Origin of the sequence: Oscillibacter sp., assembly GCF_032018205.1 — a bacterium.
GTDB lineage: Bacteria > Bacillota > Clostridia > Oscillospirales > Oscillospiraceae > Oscillibacter.
Genome location: NZ_DALZOY010000001.1, coordinates 71654 through 94520, shown reverse-complemented (window position 1 = coordinate 94520; position 22867 = coordinate 71654). Strand labels below are relative to the sequence as shown.

The 22867-nt window shown below is 55.9% G+C and carries 25 protein-coding genes; 1 reads left to right on the top strand and 24 read right to left on the bottom strand.

The genetic code is table 11. The annotated features are described in order from the left end of the window. Positions 1 to 47: 47 nt before the first annotated feature. The 24 genes from flhA to RTU96_RS00295 all read right to left on the bottom strand — a co-directional run bounded on the left by flhA (position 48) and on the right by RTU96_RS00295 (position 20717). Positions 48 to 2150 (bottom strand): flagellar biosynthesis protein FlhA, encoded by a 2103-nt coding sequence (gene flhA / locus RTU96_RS00410; RefSeq protein WP_312634286.1) that lies wholly within the window; start codon positions 2148 to 2150, stop codon positions 48 to 50. Between the two features lie 85 nt (positions 2151 to 2235). After that, positions 2236 to 3336: a flagellar biosynthesis protein FlhB gene (gene flhB, locus RTU96_RS00405; protein ID WP_312634285.1), complete on the bottom strand. Its 1101-nt coding sequence runs from the start codon at positions 3334 to 3336 to the stop codon at positions 2236 to 2238. A 30-nt stretch (positions 3337 to 3366) separates the two neighbouring features. Continuing rightward, positions 3367 to 4137, bottom strand: coding sequence for a flagellar biosynthetic protein FliR (fliR, locus tag RTU96_RS00400; RefSeq protein ID WP_312634283.1), 771 nt, complete (start codon positions 4135 to 4137; stop codon positions 3367 to 3369). Between the two features lie 13 nt (positions 4138 to 4150). Then, positions 4151 to 4405 carry a flagellar biosynthetic protein FliQ gene (locus tag RTU96_RS00395; RefSeq protein WP_293010311.1) on the bottom strand — a complete coding sequence of 85 codons (255 nt, stop codon included), beginning with the start codon at positions 4403 to 4405 and terminating at the stop codon, positions 4151 to 4153. A gap of 14 nt (positions 4406 to 4419) precedes the next feature. Beyond that, positions 4420 to 5088, bottom strand: coding sequence for a flagellar type III secretion system pore protein FliP (fliP, locus tag RTU96_RS00390; protein ID WP_312634282.1), 669 nt, complete (start codon positions 5086 to 5088; stop codon positions 4420 to 4422). 12 nt (positions 5089 to 5100) lie between these two features. Then, positions 5101 to 5484: a flagellar biosynthetic protein FliO gene (fliO, locus tag RTU96_RS00385; protein ID WP_312634279.1), complete on the bottom strand. Its 384-nt coding sequence runs from the start codon at positions 5482 to 5484 to the stop codon at positions 5101 to 5103. 3 nt (positions 5485 to 5487) lie between these two features. Next, positions 5488 to 5853, bottom strand: a complete 366-nt coding sequence (locus tag RTU96_RS00380; RefSeq protein WP_293010314.1) for a response regulator — start codon at positions 5851 to 5853, stop codon at positions 5488 to 5490. A gap of 61 nt (positions 5854 to 5914) precedes the next feature. Further along, positions 5915 to 7396 carry a flagellar motor switch protein FliN gene (gene fliN / locus RTU96_RS00375; protein WP_312634278.1) on the bottom strand — a complete coding sequence of 494 codons (1482 nt, stop codon included), beginning with the start codon at positions 7394 to 7396 and terminating at the stop codon, positions 5915 to 5917. Beyond that, positions 7386 to 8405, bottom strand: a complete 1020-nt coding sequence (locus tag RTU96_RS00370; RefSeq protein WP_312634277.1) for a FliM/FliN family flagellar motor switch protein — start codon at positions 8403 to 8405, stop codon at positions 7386 to 7388. Before RTU96_RS00370 ends, fliN begins: the two co-directional genes overlap by 11 nt. A gap of 64 nt (positions 8406 to 8469) precedes the next feature. Continuing rightward, entirely contained in the window at positions 8470 to 9297 is an 828-nt protein-coding gene (locus tag RTU96_RS00365) for a flagellar motor protein MotB (RefSeq protein WP_312634276.1), read from the bottom strand. Between the two features lie 30 nt (positions 9298 to 9327). After that, positions 9328 to 10179 (bottom strand): MotA/TolQ/ExbB proton channel family protein, encoded by an 852-nt coding sequence (locus tag RTU96_RS00360; RefSeq protein ID WP_312634274.1) that lies wholly within the window; start codon positions 10177 to 10179, stop codon positions 9328 to 9330. A 153-nt stretch (positions 10180 to 10332) separates the two neighbouring features. After that, positions 10333 to 10548, bottom strand: a complete 216-nt coding sequence (locus RTU96_RS00355; RefSeq protein WP_293010319.1) for a flagellar FlbD family protein — start codon at positions 10546 to 10548, stop codon at positions 10333 to 10335. A gap of 98 nt (positions 10549 to 10646) precedes the next feature. Beyond that, positions 10647 to 11729 carry a flagellar hook-basal body complex protein gene (locus tag RTU96_RS00350; protein WP_312634273.1) on the bottom strand — a complete coding sequence of 361 codons (1083 nt, stop codon included), beginning with the start codon at positions 11727 to 11729 and terminating at the stop codon, positions 10647 to 10649. Between the two features lie 85 nt (positions 11730 to 11814). Next, entirely contained in the window at positions 11815 to 12183 is a 369-nt protein-coding gene (locus RTU96_RS00345) for a TIGR02530 family flagellar biosynthesis protein (protein WP_312634271.1), read from the bottom strand. An 82-nt stretch (positions 12184 to 12265) separates the two neighbouring features. Next, the gene (locus tag RTU96_RS00340) at positions 12266 to 12712 is read right to left on the bottom strand and encodes a flagellar hook capping FlgD N-terminal domain-containing protein (protein ID WP_312634269.1); all 447 of its coding nucleotides are present in this window, start codon (positions 12710 to 12712) and stop codon (positions 12266 to 12268) included. Between the two features lie 35 nt (positions 12713 to 12747). Beyond that, positions 12748 to 13905: a flagellar hook-length control protein FliK gene (locus RTU96_RS00335; RefSeq protein WP_312634268.1), complete on the bottom strand. Its 1158-nt coding sequence runs from the start codon at positions 13903 to 13905 to the stop codon at positions 12748 to 12750. Positions 13906 to 13946: 41 nt separating this feature from the next. Continuing rightward, a complete protein-coding gene (fliJ, locus tag RTU96_RS00330) occupies positions 13947 to 14402 on the bottom strand; it encodes a flagellar export protein FliJ (RefSeq protein WP_312634267.1) in 456 nt (151 codons plus the stop codon). Between the two features lie 31 nt (positions 14403 to 14433). After that, a complete protein-coding gene (locus tag RTU96_RS00325; RefSeq protein WP_312634265.1) occupies positions 14434 to 15735 on the bottom strand; it encodes a FliI/YscN family ATPase in 1302 nt (433 codons plus the stop codon). 13 nt (positions 15736 to 15748) lie between these two features. After that, on the bottom strand, positions 15749 to 16672 hold the full coding sequence (locus RTU96_RS00320; RefSeq protein ID WP_312634264.1) for a FliH/SctL family protein: 924 nt from the start codon (positions 16670 to 16672) through the stop codon (positions 15749 to 15751). After that, positions 16665 to 17798 (bottom strand): flagellar motor switch protein FliG, encoded by a 1134-nt coding sequence (gene fliG, locus RTU96_RS00315; RefSeq protein WP_397356147.1) that lies wholly within the window; start codon positions 17796 to 17798, stop codon positions 16665 to 16667. Before fliG ends, RTU96_RS00320 begins: the two co-directional genes overlap by 8 nt. Then, on the bottom strand, positions 17791 to 19410 hold the full coding sequence (fliF, locus tag RTU96_RS00310) for a flagellar basal-body MS-ring/collar protein FliF (protein ID WP_312634263.1): 1620 nt from the start codon (positions 19408 to 19410) through the stop codon (positions 17791 to 17793). The genes fliG and fliF overlap by 8 nt, the downstream gene beginning before the upstream one ends. A 37-nt stretch (positions 19411 to 19447) precedes the next feature. Next, the gene (locus tag RTU96_RS00305) at positions 19448 to 19765 is read right to left on the bottom strand and encodes a flagellar hook-basal body complex protein FliE (RefSeq protein ID WP_294852481.1); all 318 of its coding nucleotides are present in this window, start codon (positions 19763 to 19765) and stop codon (positions 19448 to 19450) included. A gap of 76 nt (positions 19766 to 19841) precedes the next feature. Next, a complete protein-coding gene (gene flgC, locus RTU96_RS00300) occupies positions 19842 to 20297 on the bottom strand; it encodes a flagellar basal body rod protein FlgC (protein ID WP_312279903.1) in 456 nt (151 codons plus the stop codon). 30 nt (positions 20298 to 20327) lie between these two features. Continuing rightward, complete coding sequence (locus tag RTU96_RS00295) at positions 20328 to 20717, bottom strand: flagellar biosynthesis protein FlgB (protein WP_312634261.1); 390 nt, start codon at positions 20715 to 20717, stop codon at positions 20328 to 20330. 744 nt (positions 20718 to 21461) lie between these two features. Between RTU96_RS00295 and RTU96_RS00290 the strand changes: the two genes are divergently transcribed. Further along, positions 21462 to 22793: an acetyl-CoA hydrolase/transferase C-terminal domain-containing protein gene (locus tag RTU96_RS00290; protein WP_312634260.1), complete on the top strand. Its 1332-nt coding sequence runs from the start codon at positions 21462 to 21464 to the stop codon at positions 22791 to 22793. Positions 22794 to 22867 lie beyond the last annotated feature (74 nt).

The following is a 22867-nucleotide window of genomic DNA, read 5'->3' as shown; positions in this document are numbered from 1 at the left end:
AAAGCTCTTATAAAGCCGCATGCGCCGCGCCAGACTTCAAAATTCAATCAGACCTTTTCCACCGTCTCCTTCTTCTGCTGCATCGTGATGTTGCCAAGTGCCTGAATCTGAATATCCGTTGTAATCTCATTGAAGGACAGCACATACAGATTGGGGAAAAACTGAGACAGCATTCTGCTCAAGTACACACGGATGACAGGGCTTGTGAGAATGACGGGGGTCTGCCCCAACTCTGCAAACCTTTTCACGGATTCCCCCAGTTGGGAGACAATCTGCTGCATCATGTCCGCGCCCATTGCCAAATACACACCCTGATCGTTTTTGGTGAGGGAGGAAACGATTTGCTTTTCCACCTCTGCGTCCAGCGTTACCACCCGAAGCTGCCCATGCTCGCAGAAGCGGCGGGTAATGGTCCGGGTCAAAGCCGATCGAACCGCCTCGGTGATCAAATCCGGGTCCCGAGTGGTATTCATGGCGTCCGCAGCGGCCTCCACAATGGTGCCCAAGTTTTTGATGGGGACGCCCTCCTTCAAAAGGCTTCGCAAAATCCGCTCCAGCATCGCATAGGAGATCAGAGCGGGAATGGTTTCCTCCACCAACTGGGGGGCAGCCTTTTTCAGGTTTTCCGCCAGCCGGATTGTCTCCTCCCGGTCCAGCAGCTCGTACACATGCTTTTTAATGGTTTCGGAGAGATGCGTCAGCATCACGGAGAGGGGGTCAATGACGGTATACCCGTAAATCTCCGCCATTTCCCGACTTTCCGGCAAAATCCAGCGGGAGGGAATGCCGTATGCCGGTTCGATGGTTTCAATGCCGTCGATCTCGCCGCTGGGAGTCGTGGGCTCCAGCGCCAGATAATAGTCCACAAGGATTTCGCCCTTGGCGACCTCCTCGCCCTTAATCTTAATGACATACTGATTGGTGCCAAGCGTTGCAGAGTCGTGCAGCCGCACCGAGGGGACCACAAAGCCCATGTCCTGAGCATACTGGCGACGGAAGATGACGATGCGGCTGATGAGCCGCCCGCCCCGTGCCTCGTCCACCAGCGGGATCAGGCTGTATCCAAATTCCATTTCAATGGGTTCCACATCCAGCAGAGAATAGATATTGTTAATGTCCTTATAATACTCGTTTTCTCCGGGAGCCTTGGCAGCCTGCGCGGCCTCGACAGCCTCTTTTTCCTCCTGCGCAGCAAGCTGCGTTTTCTCCGTCTGCATGCTTTGCAGGCCTCGCCAGCCCCAAAATGTAAGTGCGGTGCCCACCACCAGCAGGGCCAGATGAGGCGTGTTGGGCATAACTGCCAAGAATAAAAGCACGATACCTGCCACCATAATCGCCCGGGGCTGGGCCTTGAACTGCCGGAGCACATCGTTGTTCAGGCTGTCCTCAGACACGCTGCGGGTAACAATCATACCCGTGGCGGTGGAAATCATCAGCGCGGGGAGCTGGGACACCAACCCGTCGCCCACGGTGGCGATGGAATACACCTGCAAAACGCTTGCGAAGTCTCCGCCACCCTGCACAATGCCGATCACCAGTCCCGCCACAAAGTTGATGGTGGTAATAATCAGGCTCATAATGGCGTCGCCCTTGACGATTTTGGTTGCGCCGTCCATTGCGCCGTAAAAATCCGCCTGACGCTGCACCTTTTCCCGGCGAGTCCGCGCGTCCTGTTCGTTAATCAGGCCGGAGGAGAGATCCGCGTCAATGGCCATCTGTTTGCCGGGCATAGCGTCCAGTGTGAAGCGGGCGGCCACCTCGGCCACGCGCTCGGCTCCCTTGGTGATAACGATGAACTGCATCAGCACAATAATCAGGAAGATGATGACACCGATGACAATATTCCCGTTGGTAATCAATTGACCAAACGCCTTAATCACGGCGCCCGCATAGCCTCCGTTGGAGAGAATCAACCGGGTGGAGGACACGTTCAGTCCCAATCGGAACAGCGTGGTCACCAGCAGCAGCGAGGGAAAAATGGAAAATTCCAGCGCGTCCGAGATGTTCATGGTAATCAGCAGAATCACGATGGACAGCGAGATGTTGATAATCAGCAGAATGTCCATCATCATTGGGGGAAGCGGCAGAATCAAAAACAGGACGATGACGACCACGAGGAGAGATATGATGTTGTTTGCAAGTCTTCTCATCGCAGTTCCGCCTTTCCTCGGTTAATTTCTGGGTTCTGGCCCATTGCCTTGGGGGAGATTCGGAGAGCCTTCGGCTTCAAAGTCGTCAACGGCTTTCCTGCCCGTCCAGCTCCATTTCCTTGCTCAAATTCCGGTTGCTCATCCGGAAAACGTATACCAGCACATCCGCCACCGCGCCGTACAGCTCCGGCGGAATTTGCCGATTCAGCTCGGCGGAGGCGTAGATGGACCGGGCCAGAGGGACGTCCTCCACCGTGGGGATACCATGCTCCTCCGCCGTTTTCACGATGCGCAGGGCCACCTCGTCCAGTCCCTTGGCAAGGACCACTGGGGCAGCATCCGTCTCCGGCTTGTATCGCAGAGCCACCGCCACATGGGTGGGGTTTCTGATAACCACGTCCGCCTGAGGCACCTGCTGCATCATGCGGGACTGGGCCATTTTTCGCTGGGCTTCCTTGATTTTGCCCTTGATCTGAGGATCGCCTTCGGTCTGTTTATATTCCTCCTTGATCTCCTGTTTCGTCATGCGCATCTGGCGCTCGTAATCCCACCACTGATAGTAGAAATCAAAGCCTGCCAGAGCAACGAACGCAATGATAATCTGGAGGATCATGCCGCTGAGGCGGCTGAGAATATCGCCGCAAACGGCGGTTATATCCGTGTTTAAGTAATTGGCGAAGGCAACCATGCATCCACTGATAAAACGATAAATGATCAGCAGGAGAATGGTGATTTTGATAATGCCCTTCCCAGCCTCCACCACGCTGCGCAAAGAAAACAGCTTTTTAAAGCCCTCCAACGGGTTAAGACGGCTGAACTTGGGCTGGATGGACTGCCCGGACACCAGCAGCCGGGTCTGCGCGAAGGTGGCCGCCACAGCCGTCGCCGCTACCGCCAAGATGGTGGGCCCCACCGCCATAAACAGGGTGTAGGCCCCCTCCTTGAGAAGGTCGGGAAGCTGCGCCTCCAGAGAAACCGAGGAGAGATTCCCCGCAAGAGTCATACATACCCGGAAAAAGGAATCTATCTGCCCCACCGCGCTCGACATGGTCATGCGCAGTGTCATATAGCCCACCAGCAGCGTTGCCACCGCCACCGCGTCCTTACTGAGAAAGACATTGCCTTTTTTTCGTTGGTCCCGTCGCTTTTTGGGAGTCGCCTTTTCTGTTTTGTTGCCCTCTGGCACAGACGTTCCCCCCTTTTGCCATCCCCCCTTTTAAGGGGCCAGCACCGTCAGCGTTTCCCGCACAGCAACCAGCATTTGATTTTCCGCCCGCAGCAGAAATTCGCTGATGGGCGACATAAACAGCATCAGCAGCACCAGTCCGATAATGACCTTCAGCTCGATGTTGATGGAAAACACGTTGATCTGCGGAATGACCTTCATTAAAACGCCCATTCCAATCTGTCCCAGCAGCTCCGCCGCCAAAATTGGAATTGCCAGCTTCACTCCCAGCACAAAGCACTCAATAAACAGTTCTATCCCCGCCTGCATGGCGGCCTGTCCCAGCGCCGCCTGCCCAAAGGGGATGATCTCTCCGGAGGTCAGCAGGATGCGCAGAAGGGTGTTGTGTCCGTTTGCCGCGAAAAATAGCAGAGTCATCAAAATGGTAAACAGCGTACCGCTGACGGACATGGAAATGTTGGAAGCGGGGTCGTATTCCTTGGACATGGACATGCCCATCTGGTTATCTATGATTTCGCCCGCCTGCTGGGGGATGAGGTAAATGAAAAACTGCACCGCCATTCCCACCATAAAGCCAACGCCCAGCTCCAGCAGCAGCCGGACGGCAAACTCAACCAGATGCACCGGCACGGGGGCGGTTCCCTTCGTAAACGAGGCAACGAACCACGTCAGCACCAGCGTAAGGCCCGCCCGGATCATGCCGGGAATATTTCGCCGTCCCAGCAGCGGATTGAACATTACAAAGCCGCTCATCCGCATCAGAATGTAAAACAGCAGCGTAAGCCTGCCCCAGTCGATCATGCCGCGCCCCGCCTTACAACATCAGCGTGAACAGATACCGACTGTAATCCACCAGCGTGTTCATCATCCAGCCGCCGCCGATAAACAGCACCAGCCCAATGACCACCAGCTTCAAAACAAAGCCCAGCGTCTGGTCGTGAATCTGTGTGACGGCCTGAAAAATGGCCACCAGCACGCCCACTATCATGCTCAGGATGAGCATGGGACCCGCCAGACGGATCACCACGAAAACACCCTGCCGGAGCACCTCGCCCGCATTCAGTTCCATGCCATCGCCCCTTTCTAGTGGAATCCCTGTACCAGCGTTGAGAACACCAGTTCCCAGCCGTTGAGCACGATAAACAAAAGCAGCTTGAAGGGCGTTGAAATCATGGACGGGGGCAGCATGATCATACCCATGGACATCAGCGCGGAGGCCACCACCACGTCGATCAGCATAAATGGAATGTAGACCAGAAACCCAATCTCAAAGGCCCGCTTCAGCTCGCTGGTCATAAAGGAGGGCACCACAACATGCATCGGCAGCGCCTTGGCCGCGGCCTCATCCGCAGGCCGGTCCACAGCCCCGTCCAAATCGCAGAACAGGTTCAGGGAAGAGGTTTCAGTGTTTCTCAGCATAAAATCCTTCAGCGGAACCTGCGCCCGGTCAAGAAATTCCTCCTGCCCGATTTCCTCCGCCACATAGGGGTCGTATGCCTCGGTCTTGATGGTGGTAAACACAGGGTTCATGGTAAACATCGTTAAAAACAGCGCCACCCCAATCAGCACCACGTTAGGCGGGGTCTGCTGCGTTCCCATCGCCGTGCGCAGAAAGGAAAATGTGATGATATACCGGGTAAAGGACGTCATCATCACCAGCAGCGAGGGCAGCAGAGTCATCATCGTGGTCAGGAAAAGAATTTGGAGGGCCTGTACGTTGTCCCCGTTGACATTGACCAGTGCGTCCGTCACGTTATGCTCCTCCTACTTCTTTCTCTGTTTCAAAACTTCCCGCAGTGCATCCCGGAAGGGAATCGGGGCCTCTGCCCCAGCAACGGGCGACGCGGTCTGCGCCGCGCTGTCCCACGCCTCCGCTTCCTCGGCGCTCAGCTCCCGCAAAAGAGAAATCTCTCTGCCAGTGACGCCCAGAAGGAGAACGGTTTCGCCCACCCGAACCATCACAAGGGACTGCTCCCGTCCCAGCGGCAGACGCTCCAACAGCCGGAGTTTTCCGCTTCTTCCGGGCAAAAAGCCGCCAAGCCCCGGCGCGTGCCCCGCCAGATATCGGGTAAACAGCCATGCGAGAACCAGCACGCCGAGGACAGCCGCCAGCATCCCCAAAAGAGTGCCGATTTCCTCCCACTGCATAAATCAGGGATTACCGATGATGGAGTTCACCGTCTTAAGCACGCGGTCAGCCTTAAAGGGCTTGACAATGAAATCCTTTGCGCCGGAACGCACCGCGTCGATGACCATGCTCTCCTGTCCCATAGCGGAGCACATGACCACATTGGCGTTGCCGTCCTTGCCGCGAATGGTTTTCAGGGCTTCCAGCCCGTCCATATTGGGCATGGTGATATCCATGATGACCAGATCGGGGTGAATCTCCCCATATTTCTCCACGGCGTCCGCACCGTCCACCGCTTCAAACAGCTCGGTATATCCGTTCTTGGAAAGAGTGTCCTTAATGACCTTGCGCATAAATGCTGCGTCGTCAACCACTAAAATCTTAGCCATGTTAAACCTTCCTTTTTCTGAATCTGTTTTATTTTCAGTTTCCCAGCGCGGGTCATGGAATTTATCCCTTGACCAGCTCGTTGGGATCGGGGGCTTTTAAAACCTCGGTGATGCGGATTCCAAAATTGTCATCCACGACAACCACATCGCCCTTGGCGATGCACTGTCCGTTAACAAACAGGTCCACCTGATCGCCTGCCAGCTTGTTCAGCATTACCAGTGACCCTTTGGTAAAGGCCAGCACGTCCTGCACCTTCCGGCGGGCCCGTCCGATCTCCACGGAAACCTCCAGAGGAACCGACATCAGCAGATCCAGATTTTCCGCCTGCTGCTGATCCAGCGGCTCGCCGTTTGCAAAGTGCGGCATCTCCGCCGGAACGGATTGAATCACCCTGGGCGCGTGCACTGCGGGGGCGGGACCGGGAGCCGGATAATAGGGCTGGGACGGATAATAGCCCGGATACTGTCCATAGGGCGGCATGGGCGGCGCCCCGCCAGGGATGGCCTGAGGCTCCTGAACGGGATAGGCCGGGGCGGCGGGCTGTGGGGGAATCGGAGGCTGTGGGGCGGCAATCGGCTGTGCCGGAGTCGACATACCGCTCATCAACCGCTCGATTTCCTCCTGATTCAGGGTACCGCCGGAGGCGGCGGGACCGGGAGCCGGATTGGGAACCGCCTGAGCGCCGCTCATCAGCTTTTCAATCTCAGCCTGACTCATCACGCCTCCAGCGGGAGCGGGAGACGGAGCCGCCTGCGAACCGCTCATCAGCTTTTCTATTTCATCCTGACTCAGTGTGCCGCCGGAGGCGGCAGGAGCCGGAGGCGGAGCGGTCTGCGCACTGCTCATCAGCTTTTCTATTTCCGACTGGCTCAGCTTTGGGCCGCCTTCCAGTGGTGCTGCCAGTTGATCCGAGGAAGTGGATTCCGGAGGCGCCGCGTCCTCATCCTCGCCAAGTCCAAGGCCTGAGAGCAGTTCCCTTGTCAAATCCACGGACATGACATTGATAAATTCGCTTTGCAGCACGCTGTCGATTTTCAGCATGAAGCGCACAACCACGCATTTACCGTCCGTCATGGGAAAGTGCTCTTTTTTAAATTGGTCAAAATCTTGCAGTTCAAATGACTCCGGTGTAGAAATGTTTACCGGAATCCCCAGAAAGTCAGACAGGGCCGTGGAAGCCGCTCCCATCATCTGGTTCATGACCTCGCACACCGCGCTGATGGTAAGCTCGTTCATCTCAAACTCTTCGTCCGGCGTCTCCGAGCCCATCAGAATATCCACGATCACTTTCACATCGCTGCGGCGCAGCAGCATGATATTGCTGCCCACCAAGCCGGATATGTAGCGAATCTCCACGCCCACGGCAGGTTCCAGATCGGCAATATTAAAATCTGCCACATCGGATACGCTGACTCTGGGTGTGGTGATTTCCACCCGATGATCCAGCAGGTTGGACACCGCCGTGGCGGAGGAACCGAGGCTGATGTTCATCACTTCCCCGATTGCGTCCAGCTCCATGGAGTTAAAAATGTTATCTGCCATCCTGTTCGACGTTCCTTCCCTCCGGCCCGTAATAGGTCCTTCCTATTTTGACCGCCATGTTTTTGTTGTGTATTCCCATCACGCCGTCAAACCAGCGCCGCCCGCCGATGTTGATATGAACCGCCGAGTTTTTGGGCCGCTTCAAATCAATCACGTCTCCCACGTTCAGGTGGTAGATGTCGCTAAGCTGGAGCTTTGTGCGGCAGATTTCCGCAATCAGATCGATCTCCGTGGTTTTCAGAGACTCGAAAATCTCTTTCCCCGCCGCCTCGTCCTGACTTTTATGGGCCGTGTTAAGGCGGCTGATTTCACTGAAAACATTGGTCAGCACCATGCCGGGAAGGCACACGCTTATATGCCCGTCGCAGTTTGGAAATTTTGCCGTCAAATCCATGATGACCACGATTTCATCCAGTCCCAGAGGTTGAATCATCGTGGGATTTGGCTCCACGCGCCCGTACTGAAACTCAAGCTGAATGTAATTCTGCCAGCTCTCGCCCAGGTTCTCCACAAAATACTCGCTCAGGCCCTCCAGAATCTTCAGCTCCAGATCGGTAAACGTGTACTCCGGGTCCAACTCATCGTCCACCTCGCCCTCGCCGCCCATCATCCTGTCGATCATGCTCAGCAGCAGCGGCTTGCTGATGTGCAGCAGCGCCGGAGTATCTTCCAGCACCTCCCCGTATTTGATATAGGCCAGCGCCAGAACATCGCCCTCAATCAGGGCGTTGGAAAACTCATAATATCGCTGCTCCTCGGCGGATTCCACGTTGATTTCGCAGCTTGTGTGCATCAGGCCGTTGATGCGGGAATTCAGATTTCTCGAATAATTTTCAAAAATGCTGTCCAGCATTTTCAGCCGGTCCTTGGTAAATTTGCGGGGGCTACGAAAGTCGTACTTCCTGTATTTTCTATCCTTCGACGTGTCTTCCTCGGTTTCAATCTTATCCCCGCTTCGCGCCGCGCTGAGTAGCGCGTCGATTTGGCTTTGTGAAAGCACCTCCGACATCGGCATCCCCCTCTCCCATATATTCTCATCTGCCGCCTCGAAGCGGCCATATCATTGCGGGTCATTACGCGGCGGTCCCGTCTCCTTGTGCTTCGGTGGAAGCGGGCGACTCCGTTCCCCGCTCTGTGTAATACTGCTCAATCTGATCGCCCAGGGTGCTGGTCAGGTCTTTACCAGTAACAATCAGCTCCACCCGGCGGTTTTTGGCCCGGCCCTCCCGGGTCGCGTTATCCGCCACGGGGCGGAATTGCCCATAGCCCATGCTGATCATCCGGGCAGGGTCCAGAATGTCCATTTCCTGCAAGTAAATCAGCACCACCGCGGCCCGGTCAGAAGACAAAAACCGGTCTACCGTTGGATTGTTGGGCTTTCCGGGGTCGCCCTGTGCCGTATGGCCCAGAACCCGCAGCTCGTCGATGGCGAGGCTGGCCTTCCCAACGATCATGCCTACGTCCTCCAGAACCTCTTTACCATCCTGCCGCAGAACATAGCTGTCGCCGTCAAAAAACACGGCATCGTTAAAGGAGATGAAAACATATCCATCGCCTTTGGTGACGGATATGTTTTCCGCCGCGCCCTGCTGGGCGACATAGGACTTTAAATCCTGATAAAGCTGCTCAATGGAGGCCACAATCTGTGCCTGTGTCAGGCTGCTGTCGGACTGTTCGCCATCCACCGGAGTGGTGGGGTCCGCAAGCTGACCGTTGTTGCCGCTGTTTTCCGTAACTTCGTGTGTCGCATCGGGGTTGAAGCTCTGCACCAACTGCACCCACTTCTGTTGGTCGATGGTGGACATGGAGTACAGCAACACAAAAAAGCACAGCAACAGCGTCACCATGTCACCATAGGTGTCCATCCAGCTTGCTCCGCCATCGCTCTTTCTCTTTTTCATATACCGCTCACCCCCTCGTGTTTCTCCAAATCATTCCTCGTTTTTCTTCTTGCCCCGGCTCTTTTTCTCGCCCTTTGCGCCGCCTTCTTCGCGCTTATTCTGGTCCACGAAAGTCAGCAGTTTTTCCCGCAGGGACTTGGGATTTTCGCCGGATTGGATCGACATGATGCCCTCTACAATAATCATCTTGCAGAGCACCTCCTCCTCGTCCCGTGTGCGCAGGTTGGAGGCGATGGGATTGAAAATCATATGGGCCAGCACGCAGCCGTACAGCGTGGTAATCAGGGCCGTTCCCATGTCGGAGCCGATGCTGGATGAGCCGCCGTCTCCGGAGAGATTCATGTTCTTCAGCATGTTAATAAGACCCACCAGCGTGCCCACCATGCCGAAGGCTGGGGCCACGGAGGAACCGCGCTCATACATTCCTGCCACGCCGTCGTGGCGGGCGGACATGCATTCGATGTCGTTATTGAGAATGCCCCGCACCTTGTCGGCGTCGTTGGCGTCCACAATCAGCATAATGGCCTGCTTGAAAAACGGGTCGTCCTGCGCATTGGCCTTTTCTTCCAGCGCCAAAAGTCCGTTTTTCCGGGCCACCTGCGCCAGCTCCACCAGTTGATCAATGTAATACATAGGGTCGTACTTCTTGGTGTTCAGCATAATCCGGAAATGCCGAGGTAAATTCTTCAGCATTTTTGGCGGAAAGCTGGCCACCACCACCGCAAACGTGCAGCCAATGGTAATCAGAACACTGGCCGGATCCAGAAAGTTCATGACCTGCCCCGGCTCAAAGACAAAACCGCTGGCGTCGCTGGAGAACATCATGCCCGCGATCATAATGCCCATGGCCACTACCGTGCCGATAATATAGGTTATATTCATCTGTTTCTCACCCCTGCCGGGCAAAGGGCGCACCCGCGCCGCCGCCCGATTTTTATAAGCGCCTACCTGATCCCCGCGCACCAAAGACGCGCGGCTTCCGTGCGCACGGATCAGGTCGGCCCCGTAGAAACCCGAAAGCGCTGCGTTTTTTCCTCAGCGCTGACCGATTACTCTCACCGCGCGGGAGATATCCTGCACCTTGGCGTTGTACTCCGCGATTTTGCGCACGATTTCCTCTGCCGTTTCCCGCACCAGATAGTAGCTGCGGTTCATCATCACGATTTTTGTCTCGGGGATCAGCTCGATGCACTCGATTTGCAGGTGGTTCACCAAAAACCTGTCGCTGTTCATCTTTGTCAAGACAATCATACGCTTCTCCTTCCAATCACCGGCGTACCCCGGACACGGGGGGCTTCCCCGTGTCCGGCGGCGCGCCGTTAGGTTTCATGAGGTTTCGTTTCCGAAAATTAGCGCTTCATGTTCACCAGTTCCTCCAGCATGGAGTCGGTGACGGTGATAATGCGCGTGTTGGCCTGATACCCGCGCTGGGTAGTAATCATTTCGGCAATTTCAGTGGCAAGGTCGGTGCCCGAGGATTCCAGGCCGCCGTCCTGCAATGTGGTGGTTCCGGCGCTTTGGATGGACTTAGCATCCGGGTCCGTGCTGTTATTGACCTTGGCCGTCACCGCGCCGCCGATGGAGACGGCGGTGCATTTTCCAGATCCTTCTCCGGCCTTGTAATAGCCGTTGTCTATACGGGTGACGCCGCTGGGATTGGCCACGTTTGCCAGCGCGATATAGCCAACCACCACAGGCGCGCCGCCGTCTTTCATGTTGCCGGTGATTTTGCCGGTGGCCTTGTCAATGGCAATGCTGTCAATGGATGCGGGCGACAGCTCCTCTGTGGCAGCCGGATACACATTCATGCCACCTGTTGTTTCGATTCCGGGATAAATCGCCGTTCCGGCGGTAACAGTGCCTCCGGGATAGGTTTGGCTTGCTGCCATAGGCAGGCGGATGGGCACCAACTGTCCGCTGGTCTTTGGATTGTCCGCGTCGACAATCGCTCCCGCCGTTTCGTTCCCGGAAGTAGTAACCCAGCCGTAAATCACATTGCCCCGGCCATCCACCAGATAGCCCTGAGAGTCAAACTTAAAGTCACCCACGCGGCTCAACTCCAGATTCTGGGCATCGGTCTCCGTCAGCGTGTTGGAGGCGGTCACACCGGGCTTTTGCCCTGTGAGGAAAAATCCGTCACCCATAATCATGCAGTGCATAGAGTCACCGTCAGCATTAAAGTTGGCGGTGCTCATGTCCATGGAAATGGAGCCGATGCTCACGCCGTAGCCCACCTGAGAGGGGTTCACGCCGCCCACCTTCGTCGTGCCGTTGGAACCGGCGGAAAGCGTGGTGTAAATCGCTTCGCTGAAAAGGGTCTGCGCCTTCTTATAGGCAGGGGTATTGATGTTGGCAATATTGTTGCCGATGACGCTGAGCTTGTTCATGTGGGCCTTCAGGCCCGCAATCGCGGAATACATTGCACCTGTCATGGAAAATAACTCCTTTCGGTCGGCGCCGCCGGGGACTGGTCAATCGGACCCTCCCCAGAGCATCCTTCCGGTCCTGCTCTCTGTTTTACAGGATCACGGCGCCGTCAATGTTTGTAAAAATGTTTTCTTTCATCTCCTCAGGAGACATGGCGGTGATGACCCGCCCGTTGGGAACGTTGATGATAAATGCCCGGGTGGTGTCAAAAGCCAGAATGTTGTTTGCGCCCTTGGCCTGAGCTTTTTCCACCGTGTCGCTCAACCGATCCATCAGTTGTTCGTCCACGGAGATGCCGCGTTGTTCCGCCCGCTCACGGGCGTGCTTAGAAAATGCGACGGGTTGGCTCTCCCGCTGGCGCTGCAAAAGCTCCGCTCCGAAGGAGGTCTGTTCCGCCTTGGCGGCAGAAGTTTTTGCGGAAAATCCGCCGTTTTGCAGGGGAGATATCCTGTCAATCATTGCTCTCACTCCTTTGACAGTCTGATTGATGGAGTAAAACCGTCCTCTCCGCCATCAGAACGCAGAGTCGGTCTGCTTGGGTTCAGGTGGTCGTATCCCCGGACGCTTCCTCTTTGTAGTCGGGCAGGCGGCCCACTGCCATGATGCTGCTCATGCTGTAACTCTTTCCGTTCACAAATACCACGGGATTGCCGTTGTATGTGCCCGTGCCGGAGACGGTTCCCACAAGCTCCTGTAGCTTTCCATCGGAGTCGTAGCTGCCGATGGTCACTTCTTTTCCCACCAGAGAGGCGGAATAGTTCAGTGTAACGGCGTCTGTGATGTTGGTAATGGCCTGCACCATGGACATCTGCACCATCTGATTCAGCATATCGGTGGTAGAAGCGGCGTTTTCCGGGTCCTGATTCTGGAACTGGGCAAGCATCAACTGCAAAAAGCCCTCCATTTCCAGGGTCATTGAACCAGACTTGCTGCTGGACGTTGAACTGACACTGCCAATATTTGCGATATCGCCGATAAAGCTGCTCATATAAGTTGCTCCTTTCTTTCGAGAATCCGAATCGTTCAGCTCACCTGTCCGTCCAGTGTTACCAAGCCCAGCCGAAGCTGCTGGAGGAAATCCTCTCCGCTTTGGCGGCGCTGGTCCTGCTGGCGGCGGCTGTGCTCCTGCTGCCGATCCTGTTGCTGGTCTTGCTGCTGATACTGCTGGGTTTCCTCCTGTCGCCGAACCTCCACTTGCACCGTGCTCTGACCGTTGCTCTGGAGCAGAGCGCTCAGGCTGTCCGCGTGGCGGCTCAACAGGTCCGCCGCCTTTTCGGTGGTCGTGTGGAACACCACCTGAAGCGCGCCGTCCTGCGTTCGAGTCAGGTCAATGGTCAGCGTGCCAAGATGATCGGGGTTCAGGCGGAGCTTGACTTGCTGTGTGCCGTCCCTCAGGGCTTTGCCCACCTGCTCTGTCAATTGGTCGTCCAAATCCGTCCGGGTGGTGTCCGCCACCGGCTCGCCCACCTTCACGGGGACGGCGTCCGTCTCGCGGAACAGGGGCTGGGGTGCTCCCGCGTCGGCATTTTCGGGCTGAAGGGCTTCATTGCTCTGGGAACTGCGAAGCAGGTCGGCGTATTCACTCTGTGCCTGCGCATCCGCGCCACCGGACTGTGCGCCCGTATTCTCCGAAGATAGAATTTGTGTCGCTTGAGAAGCTTGTGCAGTTTGAGTGCTTTGAGAAAGCCCCGCATCCTGCCCTGTCTCCGGGTTTCGGACTGTGTAAAGAGCGGTCGTGTCCCGTCCCAACGGGTTTTCCTGCTTTGCGCCAAGGTTTCCCGCGTTCAAAAGCCCGGTTTCCACAGGGCCATCTGCCGAAGCCGATTCTTCCCCGATCTGCAAAACTGCGGGTGCCATGGCCTGCGGCGTGGATTCCTCCGGCAAAAGCTCCGCGGTTTGCACCTGCGGCAGCTGGGTCTGAGACATCAGCATCGCCATCGCCGCCGTCACCTCCCGAAGGGCTTCATCCTGTGGGTCCTGCGGCTGCTCTGCCTCGGCTTTTCCGGGTTCGGGCTGCTCCACCGTCTTTGTCCGCCCCGCATCCGTACGGTTTCGCAGCAGCTTTTCAAAGTCGGACGCGCCGCTTTGGGATGTTTGGATGTCGTTGGTCACGTCGGTTTTCTGCGTCCGGGTTTGGGCATAAACCTGTATCATTTGCAGCAATTCGTTCGTCATCGTCATTTTCTCACCTCCTTTCAATGAAATGGGGCCGCGATTTATGATTAAGGCGCTGCGCTCCGCGCAATTCCGCTGCGGGCACACACCAAATCATCGATAAACTGTTCCTCGCTTTTTTCCAATTCCTTTGTGTAGGCCAAAAACTTTTTCTCCCTCAGCTTTTCCACCGAGGAAGCGTCCTGCTTGGCACCCACCAGCTCCCGGCGCTTGGCCTCTTCCTGCCTTCGGAGGACGTTCAGCTTTCCCGTCTCCCGGACGCACATGGCCTCCTGCACTTCCAGCGCCGTTTCATAGGCCCGGAGCTCCGCGATCAACATGCCGTCGGCCTTTTTCTCCCGGTACTCCCGGTTGATTTCCGCGTATTTCTGCCGCGCGGCCTCCAGCGCGGCTTCCTGCCGCCGGACCTCCGCCGTCAGTGCGCCCAGCTCCACCTGAATGGAGTCCTGGACCTGTCGGCGGTAATCCAGCACGGTGTCCAGCGAAAAACGAAACTTTTTCACGCCTTAGGCCCCCTCTCCGGCAATCCGGCCTTTATTGGAGAATGCGATCCATCTCTCCCATGGTTTCCTCATAGGAAAACGCCTCGTCAATGCCCTGCTTTAGAAAACTGTCAATGGCGTCGATTTTGTTCAAAGCGTAGTCCAGCTTGGGGTTCGTCCCTGCCTTGTACGCGCCGATGGACACCAGATCTGAGCTTTTTTCATAGACGCTCATGATGTCTCGGACGCGGCCCGCCGTTCTGCGGTTTTCCATGGGGACGATATCCGTCATCAGACGGGAAATGCTTGCGCCCACGTCGATGGCGGGATAGTGGTTTGCGGCGGCCAGCCGCCGGGAGAGAACGATATGCCCGTCCAGAATGCCCCGGACGGTATCGGCAATGGGTTCGTTGGTGTCGTCGCCCTCCACCAAAACGGTGTAAACTCCGGTGATGGAGCCGCGCTCGAAATTTCCGCTGCGCTCCAAAAGCTTAGGAAGCTCGGCGTAAATGGAGGGCGTGTATCCCCGCGCCACGGGCGGTTCGCCCACGGCAAGACCGATTTCCCGCTGGGCCATTGCAAACCGAGTAAGGGAATCCATCATCAAGAGCACGTCGTAGCCCTGATCCCGGAAATATTCCGCAATACCGGTGGCAACGGAGGGGCATTTTTTACGAAGCATCGCGGGCTGGTCAGAGGTGGCCACCACCAGAATGGAGCGGGCCATGCCCTCTTCCCCCAAATCCTTGCGGACGAAATCCAGAACCTCTCGGCCGCGCTCGCCCACCAGAGCAATAACGTTGATATCCGCTTTCACGTTTCTTGCGATCATACCCATCAGGGTGCTTTTGCCCACGCCGGAACCTGCGAAGATTCCGATACGCTGGCCCTTTCCGATGGTAAGCAGCCCGTCGATGGCTTTCACGCCGAACTCCATCCGCTCCGTAATAGCAGGGCGGGAGAGAGGATTGATGTATTTGCCCTCCACGCAGTGGGAGGTCCCGGCCTCAAAGGCGGGGCCGCCGTCGATGGGCTGACCCAGCGCATTGATGATGCGCCCTCTGAGAAACAGCCCCATAGGGAGGGTGAGCTGCTTTCCCGTGTTGCGGACAAAGTTGCCCGCGGAGATACCGCTCATGTCGGAGTAAGGCATCAGGAGAATGCGGTCGTTTTTAAAGCCCACCACCTCCGCCGTCACCTGATCTCCGGTGTCGCCGTTGTATATGCGGCAGATGTCGCCCACGGCCGCGTTTTTACCCGAAGCCTCGATGGACATGCCGACGATATTCTCGATCCTTCCCGTGAGGCTGAAGGTATCGGCGTTTTGAAGCTGCTGGATCATTTGACCAAACACGGCTGCTCCTTTTTCACCGGTCGCCCGGGCGTCGTCCGAAGTTCTGGGATGGGCCATCGTCCGGCGAGATATTTTCCAGCATCGCCCGAATATTGGCCATCTGCGTAGGGGCGCTGGCGTCGATAATGGCGTCTGGCGTTTCGATAATGCAGGTGCCGCCCTCCTCCTCCGCCACGGGAATGATGCGGATGTGGTCGGACAGTCCGGAAAGCGCCCGGGTCAGCCGAGGGGTAATCTGGGCAAGGCCCTTGGCATCGCAGCCGGAGACGTAAATATGGACCCATTCCCGTTTTTTCATTTTCTCCGTGGCGTCCTGAATCATCTTGGCAATGACGCCGCTGGAGCTTTTCAGGCTGATGCGCACCACCTTTTCCGCCACCGCCACCGCAAGGTCCCGCATGTCGGTCTTGGCGTCATCCATCAACTCGTCCTGTGCCAAAGCGATATTCTCCAAAAAGGTTTGAAGCTGCTGCTCCAGCTTGGCGGCCTGTGTCTCGCGTCGCTCCGCCAAATCCTGCTCCGCCCCGGCTATCCCCTCGGCATAACCCTCGCGGTAGCCCTCCCGGCGGGCATCCTCCCGAACTTTCTCCGCCATGGTCCGGGCCTCGGCCCCAGCGGCGGCTTTCATCTGTTCTGCTTCCTCTTTCGCCGCTGCCAGAATCGCCTCGGCCTGCACGTTTGCAAATTGAATCCGGCCGGCCGCGGCAAGCGGTTCCTCCGTTTGTTCCGACTCCCGGAAGCTGTCCTTTTCCTTTGCCGGAGCGTCCCCGCCCTGGGGCGCACCGTCAACAAACAGCTCGTCTAAAAAGCCCTCCCGCAGGTCTTCCGCCGCGTTTCTCTGTGTCGCAGCGGGCGTTTCATCCTCAAGATTGTCGGGGAAAAGATAGGGCTCCGCCTTGGGTCTTATAAAGTTTTTCAGGACATTCCCGTTACGCAATGATGTCGTCCTTTCCGCCCTTGATGATGATAATTTCGTTCTGCTCCTCCAGCTTGCGGATTACATCCACGATGCGCTGCTGCGCTTCTTCCACGTCCTTCATGCGGACGTTGGTGGTAATCTCCAGATCGTCCCGGATGTTCTGCGCCATGCGGGTGGACATATTGGCGAGCAGCTTGTTGGACACGTCGTCGGTGGCGGCCTTGAGGGAGAGGACAATGTCTTTGGGGTCGCAGTCCCGCAGGAAGCGCTGAACCGAGCGGTCGTCCATACTGACCAAATCCTCGAATACAAACATCCGCTTGCGGATTTCGTCCGCCAGCTCCTGATTGTAGATGGACAAGCCGTCGAAAATGCTCTTCTCGCTGGAACGGTCGATATTGTTCATCATGTCGGCCACAAAGTCGATGCCGCCAACCTTCACATGCTTGCTGCTGATGATGGTGGAGAACCGCCGCCCCATTTCCGCCTCTATAATTTTCATGGTGCTGGGAGAAGGGCTTTCCATTTTGGCCATGTTCTCCACCACTTTGATCTGCTTGGCGGGGTCAAGCTGCTCCACCACGTTGCCGGACTTACCGGGACTGACATAGGACAGCACCAGCGCAATGGTCTGGGGCCGCTCATACTGTAAGGCGGAAAACAAGGATTTGGCGTCCGCCTTGTCCAAGAATGCAAACTGCCGGTTCTTCATGGACTTTTCCACTTTTTCCAGCAGTTGGTTTGCCGTCTGCTCTCCAAATGCCTTTTCCAGAACCGTTCTGGCGTACTCCAGACCGCCCTCGGTAATCGCCTTGTTGGTGAGGCACAGCTCGTAAAAATCGCCGAGAATATCCTCCGTCTGGCGGGAGTCCAGATACCCCAGCTTCGCTACCTCCAGCGTCAGGGTTTCCACGTCGTCGGAGTCCATAAACTTGTAGATTTGAGATGCTTTATCTGCACCCAGCGAGACAATCACCGCCGCGGCCTTCTGAGGCCCGGAGAGAACCGGGAGCGGCTTTTCCTTCACAGCCTGCTGGGGCCGGGGCATCTCGTCACGATTTTCACCCGCAAAGTTGGCCGCCGCCGTCTGGGTCTTTTCAGCCGTGGCGTTTGGGCCGCCCCTGGTCTTTCTGGAGTTACTCATCCTCTTCGCCTCCCCTCAGCCAATTTTTCAGCATGTGCGCGGCCATTTCGGGATTTTCCTCCGCAAATTTGCGGATACTCTGACGGAGCTGGATACTCTTTTCCGTTTTGACGGTCATAATGTCCGCGCCATTCAAAGGCACCTCGACCTCCGCCACCTGCGGCGAGGCGATCTGCGCCACCATGGACGCAGCGGCCAAAGCCTTCCGCTTTTTGCGTCTGCTTCCCAAAATGGCCAGCAGAAGCAGAAGCACCAGCAGCAGCGCTCCGCCGCCTATGGCGGCCGGAAGCACCCACGGAGGCAGGTTCAGTTCGTTTCCTCCGGGGACGATTCCTCCGTCGGGATCGTAGAACGGGGCCAACAGAATGGAAATTTTGTCCGTCTGCTCATTGGGAGCAATGCCTGCGGCATGGCCCACGTGGCTGATCAGCTCGGCAGGCGTCATACTGCCGGAAACCGCGCTGTTAATACTGACGGACACCATCAAGTCAGCAATCACGCCTGCAATCCGCTCTGTCTGCTGCTTGTTGGTATCCACATTGTAATTGGTTTCACCCTGATTTTTGATGTAGGTTTTCTCGTCGTCCACGCCGGTCTGGTTTTCAACATAAGTATTGATGTCCGCGTTGGTCTGGTTTCCCGCCACACCTCCGGCAGTATCGCTGTCCCCGCGAACAACTTCCTGATCGTAGACCTTGGAGCCGATAATTCCCTCTCCGCCGGTAGAGCCGTCGCCCGCCCAGTCGGGAAGGGTATATTTTGTACTCTCGCCCACGGTGTGGTCCACGTCCACGGTGCTGCTTACCGCCACACGAACGTTATCCGCGCCATAAAACGGAGTGAGCGCCATCATAATCTGGGAGCGGACCTTGTTGTCCACCTGCTCCTCCAGCCGCAGCTTCAATTCGGACGCATCCGTTGCCCCGGCAGTACCGGCGGCGCCGGAATAAACGTTGCCCAGAGAATCTGAAATGGCGATATTGTCAATCACAAGGCCTTTTACCGAGTGGGCCACCAGATAGCGGATGGCGGATGCCACCTTGTCGGGAAGCGCCCCGTTCCCCTGCATGGTCACAAAGACCGAGGCTGAGGCGTTTACCATATTGCTGCTGTCCAGCACATAGCGCCGGTCTTCCCCCTGCGTAATGTTGACCACTGCGGATTTCACGCCGTCAAAGCGGCGAATGACGCCTGCCATCCGGTCCTGCAAGTCCTGCAAATATGCCATTTGCCGGTCAGAATCCGTAGACATGGCGCCCACACCCTGCCGATATGTCTCATACGCAAAGCCGGAGGTGGGATAGCCCGCCAGCAGCAAGTCTGCTTTTAACTGCTCCTCTTGCGCCTCGGGCACCAAAACTGTGTCCGTGCCCTGCACCTGAAAGTCCGTTGCGCCGTTATCCCGCAAGTAAGCGGAAATGGAGGTAACCTCCTCCGGACTCAAGCCCGTAAATAAAACAGCGTAGGGCCGATGACTCATGGCAATGGCAAAAATAGCGCCCGCCAAAATCACTGCACCCAGCGCACAGCCTAAAATTATCCGCGTTTTTTTACTCATCTTGGTAAAAAACTCTTTAAGTTTTCCGCCAAAGCCCTTCAGCGTCTCCTGCAATTTGCTTTACCCCCACCTAAACTTTAAAAGCCGCCCGTTACAGGCTGATACGATTCAGTTCGCCATAGGCGTCCAGCGCCTTGTTCCGCAACTGAATCAGCAGCTCCACGGCGGCAGTGGCCTTCGTGGCAGCGATGGTCGCCTCCGCAGGATTGTCCAACTGACCGGTGGCCAAAAGATACTGTGCTTCCACCATTTCCTTGTCGGTGGACTTCACATTGTCAATGGCCGTCTGAAAAATATCCGCGAAAACCCCGCCGGTTTCCCCGCCGTCCGCTTTTTGTGCGCCGCTCAGTGCGGACAAGTCGGAAATCGGCCGGATGGTGGATTGAATTCCTGTAAATTCTGTGCTCATCAAAACCTCTCCTCTTCCGGCATTTCAAACGTTGCCGGGTCGCCGCCTTTGTTCGCGCGGCTCGCTTTTCTTGTTATTATCTGCCGATCTCCAGCGCCTGATTGATTACAGTCTTCAGGGAGTTCAGCGCCGTAACCCCGGCAGAGTACGCCTGCGTGGCGGCCATGGCGTCCGTAACCTCTTTCACCAGCGTGACATTGGGCAGCTCCACATAGCCGTCTTCATTGGCGTCAGGATGGGTGGGATCGTACATCAGCTTCAGGTCGGATGGGTCCTCAGCAATCTCCGTCACCCGAACGCCTCCCGCGGTGTTATATCCCGCGTTGGACGAAAGAGAACTGCGGGCCAGCACATTGCGAAAGCTGTCCCGCCCGTCCTGTGCTTCAAGCACCACCATCTTGCGCCGGTAGGCGCCGCCGGCCTCCGTTCGGGTGGTGTTCATATTGGTAATGTTCTCCGACACCACGTCCAGCCGAAGCTGCTGTGCCGTCAGGCCGGAGCCGATGATATTCATAGAGCTTAAAAAAGCCATGTCATTTCCTCCTCACAAGTCCGCGTGGGGTCACTGGCCCTTGATGGCGGTGCGCAGGATACTCAGGTTGCTGCTGATGGAATTCATCGCATAGCGAAGCTGATAGGTATTCCGCGCCAGCTCCACGCCTTGCTCCGTCATGTTCACGCCGTTTTCATCCATGCGAGTGCTCTCGCTGCTGGCAGTGCGAACCGTGGGCCGGGCGTCTTCCAGCACGCTGCGAAACGCCGCCGCAGGGGCCGACGCTCCCAAAGCAGATTTAAGGCTTTTCTTCAGGGATTCCTCAAAGGTGACGTATTTTGCCTTGTACCCCGGCGTCTCCGCATTTGAAATATTATCCAAAATCGCAGTCTGCTTTGCCCAAAGGAAACGCATGGAGCGTTCCATCATCAATTCCGAGTTGCTAGTTACATAGTCCATTTTCCGCGCCCCCTTCGCCTTTGGCTCCGCGCCGGAGAAAGCCATTTCACTTTTTGGCTTCTAATCCTCCGCGCGACTGGTTTATCAATGCCATATTATAAGATGTTTTAGTATAAAAAGCAACAAAAATCTTCATATTTTGTCGAAAATTACATTTTTTACTCGAATTATACAGATATTTTGCGAGATTAAAGCAAATTGCCGTGATTTATGAGACATATAATACGCATTCTCATTTGAATTTGTGTGTTCGACCTTTTTCGAGGTTTTTCGAGGGTTTTTTCTCTTTTTTATTTCTGGGCTGTAAAATCCCCTTGCCCATTAACCCACTTTCCCTTAGGTTTTAACAATTTATTATTTATGAAAATAATTACTTATTCTGTAACTTTCGGTTTTATGTGTTTTTTATTTAAATATTCCGTAATTTTATGTATTTATATTCACATCCATTTTTAGTCCCGACAGCCTCTCCTTTTTCGAAAAATCTTATTTTTTTGAATTTTTTGCAATGCACTCAGCTCTTTTTTACTTTTTGCTTCAAAATCTTTTAAAAAAAAAATTTTTAGTGAAAGATAAACGTAATTGTTTACTTTTATTTTTTATTTTTTGGGGAGCCGCGGACAAAGCGAGCTCGTCCGCACTTTCAGGAAAAAAATCTTGAGACGGTGAGGTGCAGATGCTATACTAAACGCAATATCAGCCCTTCTAAACGAAGGGACTCGATTGGGAAAGGACGCTGCCAATATGGACATTTTTGCGGATTATCGCGCAAAGCTGCGCACACCGGAGGAGGCGGTCCGGGCGGTGAAGTCCGGCGATTGGGTGGACTACACCACCAACGTCTGCTTCCCCACGCTTTTGGACTTGGCGCTGGCGAAGCGCCGTGACGAGCTGTCAGATGTCAAAATCCGGGGAAACCTGATTTTCTCTCCCCTCCAGACGGTGGAGTGCGACCCCAGCCGGGAGCACTTCCTGTACAACTCGTGGCACTGCTCCGCCTATGAGCGCACGCTCTGCGACCGGGGCCTTTGCAATTACATTCCCATGATTTTTCGGAACATAACGGCTTATTATCGTCATTTTCTTACCGTGAACGTAGCCATGATGTGCGTGCCCCCCATGGATAAGCACGGCTACTTCAACCTCTCCTGCGCAGCAGGCGTGGCGCGGGGAATTTTGGAGAAGGCGGACGTGGTCATTTTGGAGGTAAACGAGCATTTGCCACGTATTTTGGGCGGGTTTGACGAGTCCGTTCATATCTCGGAGGTAAATTTTGTGGTAGAGGGCACGCACTTACCCCTGCCCCAGTTTCCCGTCCCCCAGCCCACAGAAGAGGATTTAAAAATCGCGGAGCTGATTGTACCTCAAATTCCCTCCGGGGCAACGCTTCAGCTTGGCATCGGGGGTATGCCGAACGTAGTTGGCTCTCTGTTGGCCCAATCCGACCTGAAGGATCTGGGGATGCACACGGAGCTGTGCGGCGACGCGTACTACGAATTGCATCGCGCCGGTAAACTCACCGGCGCCCGCTGCGCCATCCACCGCAATAAGGGGATGCTGGGCATCGTCTTCGGTTCTCAGGCCCTGTATGACTGGGTGGACCAAAACCCCGGCATTGCGGCCGCGCCGCTGGAATACGTTAACGCGCCGGAAACCATTGCCCGGATTGACGACATGATTTCCATCAACAGTTGTATTGCCGCAGACCTCTATGGGCAGGTGTGCGCCGAAAGCGCGGGGCTGCGCCACATCAGCGGCACCGGCGGCCAGTTGGACTATCTCACCGGCGCGGCCATGTCCCGGGGCGGCAAGGCGTTTATCTGCATGACCTCCTTCTATGTGGATAAATCCGGCGTCCGTCGCTCCCGCATTCTGCCCCACTTCAATGGAGACATTGTCACAGACCCCCGCAGTCAGGCCTATTTCATTGTAACGGAAAACGGCGCGGTAAATTTGGCGGGCCGCTCCACATGGGAGCGGGCGGAGCTGCTGATCTCCATTGCTCATCCGGATTTTCAGGATACGCTGATTGCCGCCGCTCAGGACCAGAAAATCTGGCGACGGTCCAACAGGTGAATCCCGACAAAAGCTTCTGCCGTGTTTTTTAAGCGATAGGCCGTTCTTATCCGCAATATATAATATATATAATA

Coding starts and splice junctions, on each gene's coding strand:
- flhA (WP_312634286.1), bottom strand. CDS start 2,150: ATGAGAAGACTTGCAAACAACATCATATCTCTCCTCGTGGTCGTCATC.
- fliR (WP_312634283.1), bottom strand. CDS start 4,137: ATGATCGACTGGGGCAGGCTTACGCTGCTGTTTTACATTCTGATGCGG.
- RTU96_RS00395 (WP_293010311.1), bottom strand. CDS start 4,405: ATGGAACTGAATGCGGGCGAGGTGCTCCGGCAGGGTGTTTTCGTGGTG.
- fliO (WP_312634279.1), bottom strand. CDS start 5,484: ATGCAGTGGGAGGAAATCGGCACTCTTTTGGGGATGCTGGCGGCTGTC.
- RTU96_RS00380 (WP_293010314.1), bottom strand. CDS start 5,853: ATGGCTAAGATTTTAGTGGTTGACGACGCAGCATTTATGCGCAAGGTC.
- fliN (WP_312634278.1), bottom strand. CDS start 7,396: ATGGCAGATAACATTTTTAACTCCATGGAGCTGGACGCAATCGGGGAA.
- RTU96_RS00370 (WP_312634277.1), bottom strand. CDS start 8,405: ATGTCGGAGGTGCTTTCACAAAGCCAAATCGACGCGCTACTCAGCGCG.
- RTU96_RS00365 (WP_312634276.1), bottom strand. CDS start 9,297: ATGAAAAAGAGAAAGAGCGATGGCGGAGCAAGCTGGATGGACACCTAT.
- RTU96_RS00360 (WP_312634274.1), bottom strand. CDS start 10,179: ATGAATATAACCTATATTATCGGCACGGTAGTGGCCATGGGCATTATG.
- RTU96_RS00355 (WP_293010319.1), bottom strand. CDS start 10,548: ATGATTGTCTTGACAAAGATGAACAGCGACAGGTTTTTGGTGAACCAC.
- RTU96_RS00350 (WP_312634273.1), bottom strand. CDS start 11,729: ATGACAGGTGCAATGTATTCCGCGATTGCGGGCCTGAAGGCCCACATG.
- RTU96_RS00345 (WP_312634271.1), bottom strand. CDS start 12,183: ATGATTGACAGGATATCTCCCCTGCAAAACGGCGGATTTTCCGCAAAA.
- RTU96_RS00340 (WP_312634269.1), bottom strand. CDS start 12,712: ATGAGCAGCTTTATCGGCGATATCGCAAATATTGGCAGTGTCAGTTCA.
- RTU96_RS00335 (WP_312634268.1), bottom strand. CDS start 13,905: ATGACGATGACGAACGAATTGCTGCAAATGATACAGGTTTATGCCCAA.
- fliG (WP_397356147.1), bottom strand. CDS start 17,798: ATGAGTAACTCCAGAAAGACCAGGGGCGGCCCAAACGCCACGGCTGAA.
- RTU96_RS00305 (WP_294852481.1), bottom strand. CDS start 19,765: ATGAGCACAGAATTTACAGGAATTCAATCCACCATCCGGCCGATTTCC.
- flgC (WP_312279903.1), bottom strand. CDS start 20,297: ATGGCTTTTTTAAGCTCTATGAATATCATCGGCTCCGGCCTGACGGCA.
- RTU96_RS00295 (WP_312634261.1), bottom strand. CDS start 20,717: ATGGACTATGTAACTAGCAACTCGGAATTGATGATGGAACGCTCCATG.
- RTU96_RS00290 (WP_312634260.1), top strand. CDS start 21,462: ATGGACATTTTTGCGGATTATCGCGCAAAGCTGCGCACACCGGAGGAG.